Source organism: Oerskovia enterophila (assembly GCF_001692445.1).
Taxonomy (GTDB): domain Bacteria; phylum Actinomycetota; class Actinomycetes; order Actinomycetales; family Cellulomonadaceae; genus Oerskovia; species Oerskovia enterophila.
In genome coordinates this window covers 13,976-31,006 of sequence record NZ_MAQA01000052.1, presented here as the reverse complement: position 1 = coordinate 31,006, position 17,031 = coordinate 13,976, and the positions used below count along the sequence as shown (strand labels likewise).

18 protein-coding genes, 1 tRNA gene and 1 pseudogene are annotated in these 17,031 nt (G+C 72.5%); 11 read left to right on the top strand and 9 right to left on the bottom strand.

Features of this window, described 5'->3' with window-relative positions; all coding sequences use genetic code 11:
* Positions 1 to 343 (top strand): annotated as a pseudogene (locus tag OERS_RS16930) (pyridine nucleotide-disulfide oxidoreductase); the annotation flags it as partial.
* A gap of 138 nt (positions 344 to 481) precedes the next feature.
* Here OERS_RS16930 and OERS_RS16925 read toward each other — a convergent pair.
* Together OERS_RS16925 and OERS_RS16920 are read right to left on the bottom strand one after the other, a co-directional pair.
* A complete protein-coding gene (locus OERS_RS16925; protein ID WP_068627225.1) occupies positions 482 to 1,069 on the bottom strand; it encodes a TIGR03086 family metal-binding protein in 588 nt (195 codons plus the stop codon).
* Entirely contained in the window at positions 1,066 to 1,500 is a 435-nt protein-coding gene (locus OERS_RS16920) for a VOC family protein (protein ID WP_322788309.1), read from the bottom strand. The genes OERS_RS16925 and OERS_RS16920 overlap by 4 nt, the downstream gene beginning before the upstream one ends.
* 101 nt (positions 1,501 to 1,601) lie before the next feature.
* Here OERS_RS16920 and OERS_RS16915 point away from each other — a divergent pair, with 101 nt between their 5' ends.
* Positions 1,602 to 3,197, top strand: coding sequence for a class I SAM-dependent methyltransferase (locus OERS_RS16915; protein WP_248948697.1), 1,596 nt, complete (start codon positions 1,602 to 1,604; stop codon positions 3,195 to 3,197).
* Between the two features lie 7 nt (positions 3,198 to 3,204).
* Here OERS_RS16915 and OERS_RS16910 read toward each other — a convergent pair whose 3' ends face one another.
* Positions 3,205 to 4,407 (bottom strand): MFS transporter, encoded by a 1,203-nt coding sequence (locus tag OERS_RS16910; protein ID WP_068627223.1) that lies wholly within the window; start codon positions 4,405 to 4,407, stop codon positions 3,205 to 3,207.
* Between the two features lie 140 nt (positions 4,408 to 4,547).
* On the opposite strand from OERS_RS16910, the gene OERS_RS16905 reads away from it, so the two are divergent.
* From OERS_RS16905 to OERS_RS16895, 3 genes are read left to right on the top strand one after another with little or no spacing between them, the layout of a single operon-like run.
* Entirely contained in the window at positions 4,548 to 5,120 is a 573-nt protein-coding gene (locus OERS_RS16905; RefSeq protein ID WP_068627221.1) for a TetR/AcrR family transcriptional regulator, read from the top strand.
* Between the two features lie 34 nt (positions 5,121 to 5,154).
* Positions 5,155 to 6,441, top strand: a complete 1,287-nt coding sequence (locus tag OERS_RS16900; protein WP_068627219.1) for an MFS transporter — start codon at positions 5,155 to 5,157, stop codon at positions 6,439 to 6,441.
* Positions 6,438 to 8,255: a glycoside hydrolase family 2 protein gene (locus tag OERS_RS16895; protein ID WP_068627217.1), complete on the top strand. Its 1,818-nt coding sequence runs from the start codon at positions 6,438 to 6,440 to the stop codon at positions 8,253 to 8,255. Before OERS_RS16900 ends, OERS_RS16895 begins: the two co-directional genes overlap by 4 nt.
* A 109-nt stretch (positions 8,256 to 8,364) precedes the next feature.
* Here OERS_RS16895 and OERS_RS16890 read toward each other — a convergent pair whose 3' ends face one another.
* Positions 8,365 to 9,063 (bottom strand): M15 family metallopeptidase, encoded by a 699-nt coding sequence (locus OERS_RS16890; protein ID WP_083201571.1) that lies wholly within the window; start codon positions 9,061 to 9,063, stop codon positions 8,365 to 8,367.
* A 135-nt stretch (positions 9,064 to 9,198) separates the two neighbouring features.
* Here OERS_RS16890 and OERS_RS16885 point away from each other — a divergent pair, with 135 nt between their 5' ends.
* The 4 genes from OERS_RS16885 (at position 9,199) to OERS_RS16870 (ending at position 12,445) form a co-directional block, all read left to right on the top strand.
* On the top strand, positions 9,199 to 9,873 hold the full coding sequence (locus OERS_RS16885; protein ID WP_068627215.1) for a response regulator transcription factor: 675 nt from the start codon (positions 9,199 to 9,201) through the stop codon (positions 9,871 to 9,873).
* Positions 9,870 to 11,018: a sensor histidine kinase gene (locus OERS_RS16880; protein WP_068627213.1), complete on the top strand. Its 1,149-nt coding sequence runs from the start codon at positions 9,870 to 9,872 to the stop codon at positions 11,016 to 11,018. The genes OERS_RS16885 and OERS_RS16880 overlap by 4 nt, the downstream gene beginning before the upstream one ends.
* A gap of 73 nt (positions 11,019 to 11,091) precedes the next feature.
* Positions 11,092 to 11,676 carry a hypothetical protein gene (locus OERS_RS16875; protein ID WP_068627211.1) on the top strand — a complete coding sequence of 195 codons (585 nt, stop codon included), beginning with the start codon at positions 11,092 to 11,094 and terminating at the stop codon, positions 11,674 to 11,676.
* Positions 11,677 to 11,827: 151 nt separating this feature from the next.
* Positions 11,828 to 12,445: an NAD(P)-dependent oxidoreductase gene (locus tag OERS_RS16870; RefSeq protein WP_068627209.1), complete on the top strand. Its 618-nt coding sequence runs from the start codon at positions 11,828 to 11,830 to the stop codon at positions 12,443 to 12,445.
* 50 nt (positions 12,446 to 12,495) lie between these two features.
* On the opposite strand, the gene OERS_RS16865 is transcribed toward OERS_RS16870, so the two are convergent.
* Both OERS_RS16865 and OERS_RS16860 read right to left on the bottom strand, forming a co-directional pair.
* Positions 12,496 to 13,062 carry a pyridoxamine 5'-phosphate oxidase family protein gene (locus OERS_RS16865; RefSeq protein ID WP_056649132.1) on the bottom strand — a complete coding sequence of 189 codons (567 nt, stop codon included), beginning with the start codon at positions 13,060 to 13,062 and terminating at the stop codon, positions 12,496 to 12,498.
* Positions 13,063 to 13,135: 73 nt separating this feature from the next.
* The gene (locus OERS_RS16860) at positions 13,136 to 14,119 is read right to left on the bottom strand and encodes a DUF2804 domain-containing protein (protein WP_068627207.1); all 984 of its coding nucleotides are present in this window, start codon (positions 14,117 to 14,119) and stop codon (positions 13,136 to 13,138) included.
* Between the two features lie 157 nt (positions 14,120 to 14,276).
* Between OERS_RS16860 and OERS_RS16855 the strand changes: the two genes are divergently transcribed.
* Entirely contained in the window at positions 14,277 to 14,510 is a 234-nt protein-coding gene (locus tag OERS_RS16855) for a hypothetical protein (protein WP_068627205.1), read from the top strand.
* Positions 14,511 to 14,620: 110 nt separating this feature from the next.
* On the opposite strand, the gene OERS_RS16850 is transcribed toward OERS_RS16855, so the two are convergent.
* Complete coding sequence (locus tag OERS_RS16850) at positions 14,621 to 15,382, bottom strand: class I SAM-dependent methyltransferase (RefSeq protein WP_068627203.1); 762 nt, start codon at positions 15,380 to 15,382, stop codon at positions 14,621 to 14,623.
* 41 nt (positions 15,383 to 15,423) lie between these two features.
* Positions 15,424 to 15,624, bottom strand: coding sequence for a hypothetical protein (locus tag OERS_RS21260; RefSeq protein ID WP_139107900.1), 201 nt, complete (start codon positions 15,622 to 15,624; stop codon positions 15,424 to 15,426).
* A 584-nt stretch (positions 15,625 to 16,208) separates the two neighbouring features.
* Between OERS_RS21260 and OERS_RS16845 the strand changes: the two genes are divergently transcribed.
* Complete coding sequence (locus tag OERS_RS16845) at positions 16,209 to 16,886, top strand: PAS and ANTAR domain-containing protein (protein ID WP_139107899.1); 678 nt, start codon at positions 16,209 to 16,211, stop codon at positions 16,884 to 16,886.
* Positions 16,887 to 16,896: 10 nt separating this feature from the next.
* Here OERS_RS16845 and OERS_RS16840 read toward each other — a convergent pair.
* A tRNA-Lys gene (locus OERS_RS16840) sits at positions 16,897 to 16,968 on the bottom strand.
* Between the last annotated feature and the right edge of the window lie 63 nt (positions 16,969 to 17,031).

Genomic DNA, 17,031 nt, shown 5'->3' with positions numbered 1-17,031 from the left:
GATCGACATCGATGGTGAGCAGGTCCCGGGGGTCTATGCCACGGGCTGGATCAAGCGTGGCCCGGTCGGGTTGATCGGGCACACCAAGTCCGACGCCTCGGAGACCGTCCGCCACCTCGTCGAGGACCTCGCCGACTCGCGCACGGCCACCCAGCCGGACCCGGACGCGGTCGTCGAGTTCCTGACCGAGCGGGGCGTGCACCTGGTCCAGTGGTCCGACTGGGAGGTCCTGGACGCCTACGAGCGCGCGCAGGGCGAGCCGCACGGCCGTGAGCGCATCAAGGTCGTGCCGCGCGAGGACATGATCCGCATCGCACGCCGCGAGGACGACGCCACGGCCTGACCCGCGCACCACGCACGACGCTCCGCCCACCGGCGGGTTCTGACGATCCCCGCAACGCCCCGAGGTCCAGGGAGCTGCGGGGATCGTGGTGCCCGGGGAGCCACCGGCCCGGCTCCTCGAGGGCGCTGGACCGGGAGGTCAGCCCCGGCGACCCGCGAGTGCGAGCAGCCTCGTGAGCTCGGGCGCGTCGTCGGGCACGGGGACGGGGCCCGCGAACAGGCGGCTCGCCGCGAACATGCCCTTGCGGCGCTGGGCGTAGCCCAGCACGAACGACACGAGCTGGGGGCCCAGGTCCGCGTCGACGCCCAGTCCCTGGGCCAGGTCCCATGCGTGGACCGTGAGGTCGAACGTCATCTGGTGCGCGTACTCGGTCGCCGGGGCGTCGCCGTACGACAGGTGCACCACGCGGTCCAGGGCGCCGGGGGCGAGGAACGCCTCGCGCGACTGCGTCGAGGCGTCGATCCACGCGTCGATCGGGTCGTCGCCCAGGACGTCGCCGTCGAAGACCGGGCCCACGTCCGCGACCGTCCGGCCCGCGAGCAGCTCGGGCGCCCAGAGCTGCTCCGAGACCAGGTGGTTGACGAGGTCGCGGACGGTCCAGTCGTCGTCGGGCGTGGGCAGCTCCCACTGGTCGTCCTGGACCCGCCGGACCAGGTGGTCGAACGCCCCGATCGCGTCGCCGTGCGCCGCCAGGAGGTGCTCGTGCGACGCCACCGCGGTGCTCACGGGTTGCTCAGGATCGCCAGGACGTTGCGCGCCGGGTCCTTGAACCAGGCGATCGCCGGGCCCTCCGGACCACGCGCGATGCCCTTGGCGTCCTGGTCGAACCCCACGTAGCGCTCGAACTCCACGCCCTTGGCGACGAGCTCGTCGACCGCGGCGTCGACGTCGTCGACCCCGAAGTTCAGGACCGTGAACGACGCCGCGACGTGGTTCGTCTTGGGATAGACGAACACGTGCCCGCCCGAGCCCAGGTGCAGGTCCAGGCCCATGGGCGTCTGGTCGACCTCGACCCCCACGACGTCCGCGTAGAACGCCCGCGCGGCGTCCAGGTCGTTCACCGAGAAGCTGCTGAATGCGTTCGTCGTCGAGACCATCGGGTGCTCCTTGTCCAGGTCGTGCGCAGCGGGGGAGGCGTCGTCGGCGCCTCTTTCCACGATGGCACGGAACGGGGACGCTGACGAGGGGAACGTCGGTACCGGAGCGCGGTCGGCCCGCCCGCTTGCCCCGCACCCCCCTCTCGCGCGAAGGTACCCGGGTGCCCCACGACCAGCTGATCCGTCATGTCCTGTTCCCGGGGCGCCACCACCTCGTGACCCGCTTCCAGGTGGACTACCTCCGGGCGTTGCGGGCGGGTCTCGTCAGCGACCTCGACGGCGAGCGCGTCCGGTGCTCGCCCGACGCCGTGGTCGTGTGGGCCGTGACGTCCGCGAACCACGCGGGCACGCGCCGCAACCCGGTGCCGGGTCACCGGCGTGAGGCGCTCATCGAGCACGTCACGGCGGTCGAGCACCTGCCGAGCCTCGTCGTGCCGGTCCCGGACGTGGCCCCGCACGCGCGCTTCGCGCACCTCGTCACGACTACGGTCCAGACCGCGACGGGGCACACCGTGACGCTCGACCCTCGCGAGACGGTCGTGGCCTGCTCGACCCCCGCGGTCATCGCGGCCTACCAGGAGCTCGGCTACCGGGTCGTGGGCGTCGAGCTCGACGCGACCGACGCGCTGGGTGACGTGCCTGCCCGCCCGTGGGACGTCGTCGGGCGCCTCGCCGCGGGTGACCCGACGTGGACCGACGTCGCCCACCCGGCCGTGCCGGGCTTCTTCCGGCGCTACGGCCTCGAGGCGCAGATCGTCCAGGTCTTCGCCGACCCCGTCGTCTCGGGCGACGGCGACCTGACCGCGACCCGCGACTACCGGACGTACGCCGCGGCGTTCGAGGACGCCTCGCGCCGCAAGTGGGAGCAGGTGCGCCCGTACGTGCTCCCGGGGCGGATCGTCGACATCGGGTGCGCGACGGGCGGCCTGCTCGAGCTGGTCGCGGCCGAGCCGCGCCTGCACGAGTCGGACCTGTTCGGCGTCGACGTCGCGCGCCACCTCGTGGCCGAGGCCGAGCACAAGAAGACGCAGGGCGTGTTCGCGAACCCGAACGTGTGGTTCGTGCAGGCCAACATCCTGCGCGGTGAGGTCATGCCCGAGCGCAGCGTCGACACGACCGTCACGATCGCGCTCACGCACGAGATTTCTTCGTACGGCGACGGCGTGCCCGACGTCGAGCGGTTCGCTCGCCGCGTGCTCGCCCACACCCGCCCGGGCGGGGTGTGGATCAACAGCGACGTGTGCGGTCCCGCGGACGGCGACCGCCCGGTGCACCTCACGCTCCGCGACGACGACGGCACGCGCCCGGGCGTCGTGACGGACCTCGACGCGTGGGCGCGGCCCGACGTCGCCGCGCACGTCCGCGGGCTGTCGACGGCCTCGCGGATGCGCCAGTTCGCGCACGACTTCCCCCGCCTGTCGGGTGCGTCGTTCACGGTCGAGGAGGTCCTGCCCGGGACGTTCCGCCTCACGCTGCGCGACGCCATGGAGTTCCTCACGACCAAGGACTACGCCGACAACTGGCTGTCTGAGTGCCACGAGCGGTTCTGCGACCTGGACCGCGACGCGTGGACCGGGCTGCTGACGGGCGCGGGCTTCGAGCTGGGGCCCGAGAGCGGGGCGTGGCGCAACGAGTGGCTCGTCGAGCACTCGTTCGCGCCCGTGGCGTCGTTGACCGACGCCACGACGGGCGAGCACGTCGAGTGGCCCGACACGCACGTGCTGACGGTCGCGCGCCGACCGGTGCTCGGGGCGTAGGCGGTGGTCAGTCCGTCCTGCGCGCGCTGACGAGCTCGACGATCCCTACGGCGGCGGCAAGGACCGCCACGACGGCGGCGAAGACGAGGCCGGCCTGGCGAAGGCCGACGACGCTCGCCAGGAGCCCGACGCCGATCGCCGGTACGGCGAGCATCAGGTAGAGGCCCGCGAAGAACGACGAGGAGACCTCGCCGCGGTGCGCGGGCGGCACCTGTTCGACGGTCGTCGCGATGCCCGCGTTCAGGCACAGGCCACCCGAGACGCCCAGCACGGCTGCGGCGACGACCAGTGGCGCCAGGGACGCGCCGGCGAGTGCCGTCGCGAGCGCAGCGGACGCGAGGACGAGTCCTGCGCACCCCACGGGAAGCGCAGCGCGGGGGCGCATCCGTCGGGCGACGAGCTGGCCGACCGCCATGCCCGCGAAGGAGAGGAACACGACGAAGCCGGCGAGCGCGTGGCTGTCGAGGTGCAGGTCCCTGGCCAGGAACAGTGCCGTGACGGCGGTGAGGACGCCGGTGACGGAGAACCCGGCCCCCGCTGCGAGCACCGCGCGGGCGAAGGCGCCCCGGATCGAGGCGGGAACGCGCAGTCGGTGAGGGCGGATCCGGAGGCGACCACGACGGGCGGGGGCCGGCGCCCACGTGGCGAGCCCGAGGAGCGCCCCGACGCACAGCACGAGGTGGACGGCGAACGGGATCGTCAGCGGTGCGGGCGCGGCCGAGGCGAGGACGCCTGCGACGAGCGTGCCCAGGGCGAGCCCCCCGGTGTTCGCAGCCACCGCGAGCGTCCCGGCGGCGGCCTTCTTCTCGGCCGGGAAGAGGTCGATGACGGCAGCGGTGCCCGCGCCGCTCATGAGCCCGGCGCCGAGGCCCGAGGTCACGCGGGCGACGACGAGCAACGGCAGGGACGGCGGCAGGAGGAAGAGGAGAGCGCTGAGAAGGGCGAGCCCGACGGCGGCCACGAGCACCGGGCGTCGGCCGACGTCGTCGGAGAGCCGCCCGAAGAGCGACAGCGCGCCGACGACTCCGACGGCGTACACCGCGAAGAGCACGGTCACGGTCAGGGGCGAGAACGAGAGCTCGGTCGAGTAGATCGAGTAGAGCGGGGTGGGAAGCGTGGTTCCCATCATCGTGACGAGGAAGGCGAACGCGGTCACGGTCACGGCACGCCGTGACCGGGCGCGTGCGGGTCCTGTTGCGGGGGACGTCATGGACGCAGCTCCTTGATATCGAGTCATGGTGTCTCGAAAGGTAGCAGGTTTCGATTCATCGTGTCTCGTTAGGAGAAGGGTGCGCACGGGGGCGGTGGAGATTTCGGTGCAGCACGTATCGAAACTGGTAGCGTCGCCGCATGGGTGAACTCACGCGACCGCTCGGCCGCCCGCGCAGCGAGGACGCCCGCCTCGCGGTGCTCCGCGCCGTGGACGACATGCTCGTCGAGGAGGGCTACGCGGCGATGACCATGAAGGGCATCGCCGAGCGGGCGAAGGTCGGACGCCAGACCGTCTACCGCTGGTGGTCGTCGAAGGCCGAGATCCTGCTCGAGGCGAGCGCTGCCGATGCGGCCCGCGAGCTCGCGGTCACGCCCGGCCCTGACGCCGAGACCGAGATCGCCGGCTTTCTCGCCGCGCTCTCGACCTTCCTCACGAGCTCCGACGCCGGGCTGGCCTACCGTGCCCTCCTGGGCGAGGCGCAGCACGACCGGAAGGTCGCCGAGCTCTTGCGCGAGGCCGACGTGCTGGGCGACGCCGCGCGCGCGGTCGTCCGAGACGCGCGGGGTCGCGGTGCCCTCGACGGGAGCGAGGACGACGGCACGCTGGTCGCCGAGCTGGTCGGGCCGCTCGTGTTCCGCATCCTCTCCGAGGACTGGCGAGCGGACGGTGCCGAGCTGGGGAAGATGGCTCGACGGTTCCTCGACCGCTGACCTCCGGCGGGAGGACTACGATCCGTGCGTGGCAATGACGCGCACCGGGGCCCTGGGGGCCCGCACCTGGACGTCCCTCGTCCTCCTCGGCTTCGTCGGGCAGCTCGCCTGGACCGTCGAGAACATGTACCTCAACGTGTTCGTCTACGACACCATCACGGACGACCCGAACGTCATCGCGACCATGGTCGCCGTGAGTGCGGTCGCCGCGACCCTCGCGACGCTCCTGGTCGGCGCGCTCTCCGACAGGGTCGGACGCCGCCGCGTGTTCATCGCGGCCGGATACGTCCTGTGGGGCATCACGACGGCCGCGTTCGGGTTCCTGAGCCCCGACACGGTCTCGGGGCTGGTCCCGGCGGCGAACGCCGTGGTCGTGGCGGCGGTCGCGGTCGTCGCGCTCGACGCGGTCATGTCGTTGTTCGGCTCGGGGGCCAACGACGCGGCGTTCCAGGCCTGGGTGACCGACTCGACCGAGCCGGCGAACCGGGGCCGGGTCGAGTCGGTGCTCGCGGTCATGCCGCTGCTGTCGATGCTCGTGGTGTTCGGGGCGTTCGACGGCATGACGCGAGCCGGGCAGTGGCGAGGGTTCTTCGTTCTCGTGGGGGCGATCATCGTGGTCGTGGGGGTCGTGTCGTGGTTCCTCGTCCGGGACCGCGAGCTCACGGTCCGCCAGGAGGACGGGTACCTGCGCTCGGTGGTCCACGGCCTGCGGCCCTCGGCGGTCCGCGAGAACCCGGGCTTGTACCTCGCGCTGTCGGCGTGGACGATCTGGGGGATCTCGACCCAGGTGTTCCTGCCGTACCTGATCATCTACCTCCAGCGGTACCTGCGGATCGACGGGTACGCGATCGTCCTGGCCGTGGTGCTGCTCGGCGCCTCGGTCGTGAGCGTGATCGGCGGGCGGATCGTCGACCGGGTCGGCAAGGTCCGCTTCCTCCTGCCTGCGGTCGCGGTCTACGGGACGGGACTGGTCCTCATGGCGTTCGCGCGAGGCATGGTGCCCGCGATCCTCGCCGGGCTCGTCATGATGTCGGGGTTCATGCTGGTCCTCACCCCGATCGGGGCGCTGGTTCGCGACTACTCGCCCCCGGACCGCGCGGGCCACGTCCAGGGGCTGCGCATGGTCTTCGCGATCCTCGTCCCCATGCTGGTCGGGCCCTTCATCGGTGCGGCCGTGATCAGGGGGGCCGCGGAGACCTACTCCGAGCTCGGGGTCGTCAAGCAGGTCCCGAGCCCCCTGATCTTCGTCGCGGCCGCCGTCGTGCTACTCCTGATCCTCGTCCCCGTCACGCTTCTCCATCGCAAGGAACCCGCTGCATGAGCATCCTCCGGCCCACTCGGTGGGCCGCCGCCCTCGATCGGCACGCCCCCCTGCCCGAGTACCCCCGTCCTCAGCTCGCGCGCGACAGCTACCTCAACCTCAACGGGGTGTGGGACTACGCGTTCACCGGGCAGGCCGCCGGCCCCGAGGGGTCGCTGGGCGGTGCGGCCCCCCAGGTGTTCGACGGCGAGATCGTCGTGCCGTTCTCGCCCGAGTCGGTGCTGTCGGGCGTGGGGCGCCAGCTCCAGCCGTACGAGGCGCTCTGGTACCGGCGCACGGTCGCGCTCCCCGAGGGATTCGTCCCGTGCGACGGGCGGGTCCTCCTGCACTTCGGGGCGGTCGACCAGTCGTGCCGCGTCCTGGTCGACGGCGTCGAGGTGGGCCGTCACACGGGCGGGTTCCTGCCGTTCGCGTGCGACGTCACGGAGGCGTTCGCCGGATCCCTCGGCGAGCCGCACGAGCTGCTCGTCGAGGTCACCGACGTGAGCGACATGGGCTACCACGCGCGCGGCAAGCAGAAGCTCGACCGCGGCGGCATCTGGTACACCGCGCAGTCGGGCATCTGGCAGACCGTGTGGGTCGAGGCCGTCCCGGCGCTGCACGTCGACCGGCTCGTGCTCGTCCCGGACCTCCCGGGCGGCTGCCTCGAGGTGACCGTGCACGCGGGCGGGATGCCCGCGGGGGCGAGCGGCGCCGTCGGGCCGGACGCGCCCGTGGCGCGCATCCAGGTGCACGACGGCGGAGCGCTCGTCGGGCAGGTCGACGCACCCGCGGGGACGCTCGCCCGCGTGCCGATCCCGGACGCCCACTTGTGGACCCCCGAGGACCCGCACCTGTACGACGTGCGCGTGACGCTCGGCGACGACGAGGTGCGCGGCTACGCCGGCATGCGGTCGTTCGGCGTCGGGCGGGACGAGCGGGGCGTGCCGCGCCTGCTGCTCAACGGCGAGCCCTACTTCCACGCGGGCGTCCTGGACCAGGGGTACTGGTCGGACGGGCTGCTCACGGCACCGTCGGACGAGGCCATGGTCCACGACATCGCGACCATGAAGGACCTCGGGTTCACGATGCTGCGCAAGCACATCAAGATCGAGCCGCTGCGCTGGTACCACCACTGCGACCGGCTCGGGATCCTCGTGTGGCAGGACATGGTCAACGGCGGCACCAGCTACCGCCCGGCGGTCATCACGGCCCCGGTGGCCGTGCCTCTCCGGATCAGCGACCGGTTCTACGGACTGTTCGGACGGGCCGACGTGGAGGGGCGCGGGGAGTTCCTCCGCGAGGTCGACGCGACGGTCGAGCACCTGCACAGCGTCGTGAGCCTGGCGGTCTGGGTGCCGTTCAACGAGGGCTGGGGACAGTTCGACGCCGCACGCGTCGCTGCCCGCGTCCGTGCGCTCGACCCGACACGGACGGTCGACCACGCGAGCGGCTGGCACGACCAGCGCGCGGGAGACCTGCGGAGCCTCCACGTGTACTTCAAGCCGTTCCGGGTCCCGCGGCGACGGGACCGGCGGGTGCTCGTGCTCTCGGAGTACGGGGGCTACAACCTGCGCCTCGAGGGCCGCGACTTCAGCGAGAAGGACTTCGGCTACAAGAAGCTCGACGACGCCGCGGCGCTCGGGGAAGCGTTCGAGGCGCTGCACCGCGACCAGATCGTGCCCGCGATCCCGCGAGGGCTCTCCGCGACGGTCTACACCCAGCTCTCGGACGTCGAGGACGAGCTCAACGGGTTGCTGACCTACGACCGCGAGGTCGCGAAGCTCCCGGCCGACCTGGTGCGGTCGGTCAACGCCGAGCTGCGGCTGGGCTGAACCCGGTCAGCCGAGCCACACGACGACGGCGTAGCCGTCGGCGGCCGCGGCCACGGAGGGCACGGTGGGTCGTCGTGCGCGCACGTCCCGGGGCGAGCACTGGTGACGGTCAGCCGGCGGCATCCGGGAGCGGCTGCGGGCAGGTGCCGCCCGGCGTCGTGGCCAGCTCGAAGTGCCACATCTCGTTGGCGTACGTCTGGCACAGCCCGTACCGCGCGCCCTTGCGGATCGTCCAGTCCGCGCCGTCGGTCGGTCCGATGTCGACCGCCCGTCCCTGCACGTGCTCGGACGTCTCAGGGGTACTGACGAACTTGCGGGCCTCGGCGAGCGAGCCGTACCGGTCGACCGCACGGTCGAGGAGACTCTGCTGGTAGGCGGTGCTGCGCCACCCGGACGTGACCCAGAAGTCGACGCCCGCCGCCTGCGCGTCGCGTGCCGCGGACTGGAGTGCCGCGCGCAGGTCGTCGTCGAGTCCCGCGATCGCGGGGTGCTGGTCGTCGAACGGGTCGATCGTGTCGTCCTCCTGGCGCGGGTCGTCCTCGGCGGGGAGGTCCGGCGCGACGCCTGCCCCGGGGCCGGCGTCCTCGGTGCCGAGCGTGTCGGCGACGAGCGCGCGCAGGCCGCGGTCGGCGTCGGGCAGGAAGGCCCACGTGAGCGCCGCCACCACGGCGAGGACCGCGACGGCCGTGGCGAGGACGGCGGTGCGGCGCCTGCGGGCGCTCGGGCGGGGAGGTCGGCGCGGACCGTCCGGTGCCGGCGCGGGGGCGGGCACCGGGGCGAACGAGGGCGGTGGGGTACGCGTGTCCATGACCACCACTGCACCCGTCGGCATGTTGTCCCGGCGTCTCGCTTTTCGCAGACGTTCTCGATACACCCCGCTTCCTAGACTGGCGGGGGAGGCCCGCCGTCGGAGGGGTCGGGCCGACGAGCGGGTGGAGGATCGATGCGGGTGCTGGTCGTCGAGGACGAGCCGTTCCTGGCCGAGGCCGTGCAGACCGGGCTGCGGCGCGAGGCCGTCGCCGCCGACGTCGCGCTCGACGGGGAGGTGGCCCTCGAGAGGCTCGGCCACACCGCGTACGACGTCGTGGTGCTCGACCGCGACCTGCCTGGGGTGCACGGCGACGACGTCTGCCGGTCGATCGTGGCCCGAGGCCTGGCGACCCGGGTCCTCATGCTCACCGCGGCGGGCACGCTCGACGACAAGACCCGAGGCTTCGGGATCGGCGCCGACGACTACCTGACCAAGCCGTTCCTGCTGCCCGAGCTGATCCTGCGCGTACGGGCCCTGGGACGCCGCCCGGCCCCGCTCCCACCCGTGCTGGAGGCCGCCGGGGTGCGGCTCGACCCGTTCCGCCGGGAGGTCTACCGGGACGGCGAGCACGTGCGCCTGAGCCGCAAGCAGTTCGCGGTGCTGGAGGTCCTGCTGGCAGCCGACGGCGGCGTGGTGAGCGCCGAGGACCTGCTCGAACGTGCGTGGGACGCGAACGCCGACCCGTTCACCAACGCCGTCCGGGTGACCGTCTCGACGCTCCGCAAGCGCCTGGGCGACCCCTGGGTCGTGCACACGGTGCCGGGCGTGGGCTACCGCGTCGGTGCGCCGAGCGGCGAGGCGTCGTGAGGGTCCTGCGCCAGACAGCCCGGCTCCGCCTGACGCTGAGCTATGTGGCCTTCCTGCTCGCCGCGGGGCTCGTGATGTCCGTCATCGTCTACGCCGTCATGCGGTTCGTCCCGAACTACCCGCTCACGGCGGCGAACCCGTCGGACGCCCACCTCTTCATCGCGTCGCGGGGCCAGATCCTCGACTCGCTGATCCAGGCCTGCGCCGTGGCCATGGGCGTGCTCGCCGTCGTCGGGACGGTGGGTGGGTGGCTCGTGGCCGGGCGGGTGCTGCGTCCGCTCGCGGACCTCAACACCGCCGCGCGGGCCGCGGCATCGGGCGACCTGTCGCACCGCATCTCGGCCCGGGACACCCGGCGCGGACGGGACGAGTTCACGGACCTGGCCGACACGTTCGACACCATGCTCGAACGCCTCGAACGGTCCTTCGCCGCGCAGCAGCGGTTCGCGGCCAACGCGTCGCACGAGCTGCGGACACCGCTCGCGGTGACCCAGACCATGCTCGACGTCGCGCGCGAGGAGCCTGACGCCGTCGACCTGACGCGCCTGCTCGAACACCTCGACGTGACCAATCGACGAGCCACGGACCTCGTCGCGGCCCTCTTGCAGCTCGCGGCCCTCGACAGGTCGCCGATCGTCCGAGCGCCGTTCGACCTCGACGTCGTCGTCGAGGACGCGGTCGACGACGTCGCGCGCGAGGCCACCGAGCGGGGCGTGCGCGTCGAGGTGGACGTCTCGCCCGCCGTCGTGCCGGGCGACGAGATCCTCCTCGCTCGCGTGGTCGACAACCTGCTGCGCAACGCGGTCCGGCACAACCTGCCCCAGGACGGGTGGGCCCGCATCACGCTGGTCGACGCGGGGCTCGTCGTCCTGACCGTCGAGAACAGCGGCCGCGTCCTGACCGACGACGACCTCAGGATCGCCCTGGAGCCGTTCGCCCGCCAGGTCGGTTCCGTCGCGAGGACCCGCGACGACGTGGTGACCGACCGCAGCAGCAACGGCCTGGGGCTCGCGATCGTCTCCCGCATCGTCGAGCTGCACGGCGGGAGCCTGAGCCTGACGCCTCGTCCCGGCGGGGGAGTCAGCGCGCGGGTCGTGATCCCTCGCGGGACGCGGCCGGTCGCCGCGGTCCGCACCGCCTCCTGAGGCGGCATGCGGGCGGCCCGGTGGACCTGTGCGCGGCCCTGCACGCCGCGGCCCGTCTTCGTACCCTGGAGGCATGCTGCTGACCCGGCAGACGCTCAGCGGGCTCGAGGACGGCACGGTGTCCCTCGCGTACCGCCGCTGGCTCGCGCCGCGCGTGCGCGCGGGCGGGCAGATGAGGACGCGGATCGGGGTCGTGGAGGTCACGTCGATCGACCGGGTCCCGGAGGTGGACGGGATCCCCGTCCTGCCCGACGACGACGCGCGCGCCGCCGGGTTCCGCTCGGCCGAGGCGGCGCTCGCCTGGGTCGCCGCGAAGGGCGAGGGCGACCTGTACCGGATCGGTCTGCGGCGCGTGGGAGAGGACCCGCGCATCGCGCTGCGCCAGGAGGCCGACCTGTCGGCCGAGGAGGTCGAGGGGCTGCGCACACGGCTCGCGCGCATGGACCGTGCGGCGCCCGAGCCGTGGACCCGGTCCTACCTGGAGCTGATCGTCGCGCAGCCCGAGGTCGTGGCGCGCGAGCTCGCGGCGTCGATCGGCGTCGAGCGCGACTACTTCAAGGTCCGGGTCCGGCGCCTCAAGGAGCTCGGGCTCACCGAGAGCCTGCCCGTGGGGTACCGCATCTCGCCGCGCGGGCGGGCGTACCTCGACGCGACGTGACGGTGAGCCCCGATGCTCTCGTCCCTGCGGCGCGCGCTCACCGGCCGGTCGTACCAGGCCGGGACGAGTACCTGAGCGCCCGCCGGGCTCCACCTGCACGGAGATACACTTCCGCGGACAGCAGGGTGCACCGCGACGAAATGAGAAGTCCGTGAAGATCGTCATCGTCGGTGGATCGAGGGGCACGGGGGCCCGCCTGGCTTCGCTCGCACAGGGAGAAGGCCACGAGGTCACGGTCCTGTCGCGGAGCGGCAGCACCGTTGCCTCGGGGGTCGAGACCCTGAAGGGGGACGCCGCCGATCCAGAGGTGGCAGCACGAGCGGTCGCCGGGGCGGACGCCGTCGTGGTGACCGTGGGCGGCGCCAAGGGGACCTCTCGTCAGCGGTCTGCGGTCACACGGGCCGTCGTGGCGGCCATGCAGGAAGCGGGAGTGCGCCGGCTCGTCGTGCAGTCCTCCTTGGGGGCAGGTGCCTCGGCAGCGCAGATGCCCGCACTCGTCCGGGTCCTGACGCGGGTCGTCCTTGCCTCGGCGCTGGCCGACCACGACGAGCAGGAGTCGGTCGTCGTGCGTTCGGATCTCGACTGGACGATCGTCAGGCCGGCCGGCCTGACGAACGGCCCGACGACCGGTGACTGGACGGCGCGGGAGCTGACCGAGGGCGCCAAGGGATTCGGGTCGATCCCCCGCGGCGACCTCGCCGCCTGCCTGCTCCGCGTCCTGGAGGACGACTCGACCGTCGGCAGGGCGCTCGGGGTCAGCAACCGCTGAGCCCTGGACCCGGGGACATGCGTCACCGGGCGCTCCAGCGTCCGGTGTGCTCAGGGCACCGGAGAGATGTCCACCCCGGGCAGCCCGTCGATGCTCGTCGCGTTCTTCTTGTGCCAGTACGCGTCGAAGTACTCCGGGTCTCGCCGGTCGTGGGCGCGGTCCAGGAGGTCGCGGTCGCCGACGAAGTCCATGAACGGCACCGAGTACCCGCACGAGTCCGAGACCCGGTCCACCTCGACCACGACGATGCCGCGCTGCCCGGACTCGCGCTCCTTGGCGAACAGCGGGCGCAGCTCGTCGAACTCGGGCGTCCGGGCGAGGACGTAGCGGCCCCGCCCGTGGAAGCGCACGATGTTCGGCGGTCCCTCGAACGCGCAGAACATGACCACGATGCGCCCGTTCTCCTGCAGGTGCGCCGCGGCCTCGGCGCCCGAGCCCGTGTAGTCGAGGTACGCGACCCGGTGCGGGTCGAGGACCACGAACGTGCCCCCCATGCCCTTGGGCGAGACGTTGACGTGCCCGTCACCCGCAAGGGGGGCCGTGCCCACGAAGAACACGGGCTGGGACAGCACGAAGCGGGAGAGCCGGGGAGTGATCTCGTCGTGGACGGTCGCCATGACGGCAGTCTGGCACCCGGCCGCGCGACGCCCGGGTGACGTCCACGCCTCGAGGCGAGCGGCGCCGTCGGGCCTACCAGCGCTGCTGGGCCTCCTCCGCCCAGCCGACCAGACCCCCCAGGTCCACCCACACGCCCTCGTCGGTGCGCGCGTGGCCCGACCACGTGCCGAAGCACTGGTGCGTCTCGGTGCCCACGACGACCATCTCCGTGCGCGCGACCTTCTCGTGGAAGGGGGTGAACACGGCCTCGACCCCGTCGCCCGAGATGTGCCACGGGGCGAGCCAGTCCTCGCGGTCGTACTGCCAGTCGAGCTTCTGGCCGATCTTGTGGAGCCGACCGTCCACGAGCAGGGCGTTCTCGGTCGAGCCCGTGCCGTCCGTCCACTTGTCGCCGAGCTGGATGCCGCGGCCGTGCGCGCTGCCCGCGGCCCAGTTCCAGGTCATCGCGTAAGGCCAGCGGCCGCGACCGTGGTCGAGCACCGCGAACGAGTCGTCGGCACTGACCTCGTGCCGGGTGCCGTGGACCGTGAGCGAGCCGGAGACGGGCCGGGCCACGTCCTTGACCGTGTACTGGAACAGGCGGTCGCTCCACGGGACGACGACCCCCAACGACTCGTGCCCCGGCGGGAGCGGGATCGACAGGTCGAGGCTCACGTCGTGGGACGCGGCACGGATCCGCGTGCCGCCCGGGTCCTGGTCGATCACGATCGCGAGCTTCTTCGCGCGGGCAGCGGCGCGGCCGGCGCCGCTGGTCTCCGGCATCACGACGCCGCGGGCCAGGGGCACGACGACGTCCGTCGCGGTCTCCTGGCCCGTCGCCCGGTCGAGGACGTACAGGCCGTGGACCCCCGCGTAGTCGATCGACGACGCGACGACGCCGATCACGTGCGTGGGCGTCACGACGCCCCAGTACTCCCACCGCTTGGTGCGTCCCCAGCCGCGAAGGTTCGCGCGGTGCAGCGGGGTGCGCGTCCACCCGACCGCGTCGGGGTTCAGGCGCCCGTCCGGCAGGCACAGGTCGACCGGGGCGGTGATCTCGCGCTCGTGCGTCGTCATGTCAGGAGGCTACTGGTCGGTAGGGGGTCGGTGTGCCGCAGGTTCCTGCGGACGACACTGCAACGTTCGGTGTTCGCAACACGGACGAAACGAGGGAGTCCGAGCATAGGGGAGCAAGGCCCCGGCGACGGGGCTGCGACGACTGGAGGACGAACCCGTGACCACACAACGCCCCTACTTCCTCGCCCCGACCAGCCCGCACCGGAGCAACCGCGCGACGCGCTCGGCCGGAGCCAACGGACGGATGCCCCGCGTCGTCGAGTCAGCGGAGACCGGCGGGAAGCCCGTCCGTCGCGCCAACCCCGGTGACGAGCGCACGATCGACCCCGCGGACCGCAAGCGGCGTGCACGTGCCGCGCTCGGCGACCTGACGCGCGGCCTGGGGATCTGACCTCGCCCAGCTGGTGACGGCAGGTGTCAACGGGGACACCGCTGCGCGTCCGGGCTCCTCCTGCGGTGCGGCGTGCAGGTGCTGGGGCCGTGGCGCGGCCTGGTCCGGCCTCAGGCGGGCTTGCGGGCCTCGATGAGGAACCGCGTCGTCGTCGCGACGAACGGCCCCTCGGCCTGGATCTGCTCGTGCAGGGCCTCGAGCCGGGGACGGTACTGCTCGACCGTGAACCCCGGGACCATCCAGATCACCTTGCGCAGGAAGTAGACGACCGCACCGACGTCGAAGAACTCGGTCCGCAGCTCCTCGAAGCGCAGGTCCACGACCTCCAGACCTGCCGCCTGGGCGGCCGCGCGATCGTCGTCGGGGTGGCGACCGTTGCGGACCTCTTCGGGCTGCGGGCCCAGGAAGAGCTCCACGAGCTCGAACACGCTGTACGGGCCGACGTGCTGCGCGAAGTACGTGCCGCCCGGCGCGAGCACCCGGGCGATCTCGTCCCACCAGGGCCGGACCGGGTGCCGGCTCACGACGAGGTCGAACGCCTCGTCCGCGAACGGGAGGGGCGGTTCGTCGGCGTCCGCGACGACCGCGACCCCCAACGGGTGCAGGAGACGGGTCGCCTTTGCGACGTTGGGTGGCCACCCCTCGGTAGCGACGGTCAGCCGGGGAAGGTGCGGGACGCTCGCGAGGACCTCACCGCCGCCCGTCTGCAGGTCGAGCGCGGCGCTCGCGGTGCGCATGCGCTCGCCCATCGAGCGGGCGTAGCCCCACGAGGGGCGCTGCTCGGTCGCGCGTCCGTCGAGCCAGGAGAAGTCCCATCCGTCGACCGGGACGGATGCCGCCTCGGAGACGAGGTCGTCGAAGGTGCGGGTCATGCGGCGAGTCTGGCAGGCGGTCGGCAGGGGCGCCGGTCTTTTCACGCCCGGTCAGCGAGCAGGGCGACGATCAGGACGACGGATCCCCAGAAGGCCAGGCCCGCGCCCAGCGCGATCCCCATGCCGTGCGCGCCGTTGCTCGCGCGCCCGCGCTGCTCACCCGAGCGGACGGACCACGCGGCGCGCGCGGCGAGCGAGACGCCGAGCACCACGAGGACCAGCCCGACAGAAACCCATACCATCGCACCACTCTGCACACAGGTCAGGGGTGCCCGCAATCGGAAGAAGAATCCGATATAGAGGGATTTGTGACAGGTCCATGAGGCCCCGCACGTACCTTATCCGGGGCGCGAGAACCGTGCGGGCGGTGGCCACGGGGCGGGACGCCGCCCGGTCGGTGGCGAGACCGGCGGGCCGGGTGGGGAGCGCGCTCGGCGCGGCCGATCCGTCGCGCGAGGCGGTGGCGCCGAGACGTCGAGCGAGGTCGCGCAGGGTGTGCGGACTGGTTGAAATCGGAAGGACTGCCTCCCTTCGCCCGCCAGACGAGAGGGATTCGTCAACCCTCGTGAGGAGGGGGTAATGTCTTCCTCGGTGGCGCGAAGTACCCCCTGCATCGCGCCACCACCTAACGTTCCACGAAGCCCCCGCTCGGCCCCTGGCCGGCGGGGGCTTCGTCGTGCGTGGGGTTGCGTGGCACGTCTCGGCGCCGGTGCGCTGACCGCGCGCCCTGAGCGGACGTCCTCGCAGGTGAGAGGTCGGAACCGGGCTAGGATCACCGAGGAGTCTGGAAGTAGGCCCGCTCCTTTCCCATGCCTTGGGGGCCTACTTGACCACTTCGTACAACCCGGCTCGACGATTCGATCCCACGCTCGCCGAGGCACTGCTGCGCGGTGCACCGCAGCCCGTCGGCCAGTTCGTCCTCGACCTGTCGGACCAGTCCTGGTGGTGGTCGGACGAGCTGTACGCCATGCACGGCTTCCGCCCTGGCGACGTCATGCCCACCACGGCCCTGATGCTCGCGCACAAGCACCCCGAGGATCGCGCACGCGTCGAGGAGGTGCTGCTCGTCGCCGCGGCGACCGGCGAGCCCTTCGGCTCGGTGCACCGCATCGTCGACGCGCACGGGCGGACGCGGACCCTCGGCGTGGTCGGGCGCGGGCGGGTCGACCGCCGCACGGGCGAGACGACGCACGTCTCGGGCTACTTCCTCGACCTCACGACGACGCAGCGCGAGCTCGCCCAGCGTGAGGCGACGGCCGCGATCCGGGCGTCGTCCGCGAGCCGCTCGACGATCGAGCAGGCCAAGGGGGCGGTCATGGCGATCTACGGGCTCCCGGCCGACGAGGCGTTCGACCTCATGTGCCACCACTCGAGCGTCACGAACGAGCCGTTGCGCGAGATGTCGCGGCGGCTCGTCGTCGAGCTGACGGCCGGGGGGAGCGAGGGAGTGCTGCGGCGCGAGGACCTGGACCGGTTCTTCGAGGGGAAGCGGCCGGTGCGGTAGGGCGAGACGGTGGGCCCCGTGGGACTCGAACCCACAACCTACGGATTAAAAGTCCGCAGCTCTGCCATTGAGCTAGAGGCCCGGGCACCGTGCGTCGCCTCGCAGGAGGCGGCGCCAAGGCCCGCGGAGAGTCTACGCGCCGAGC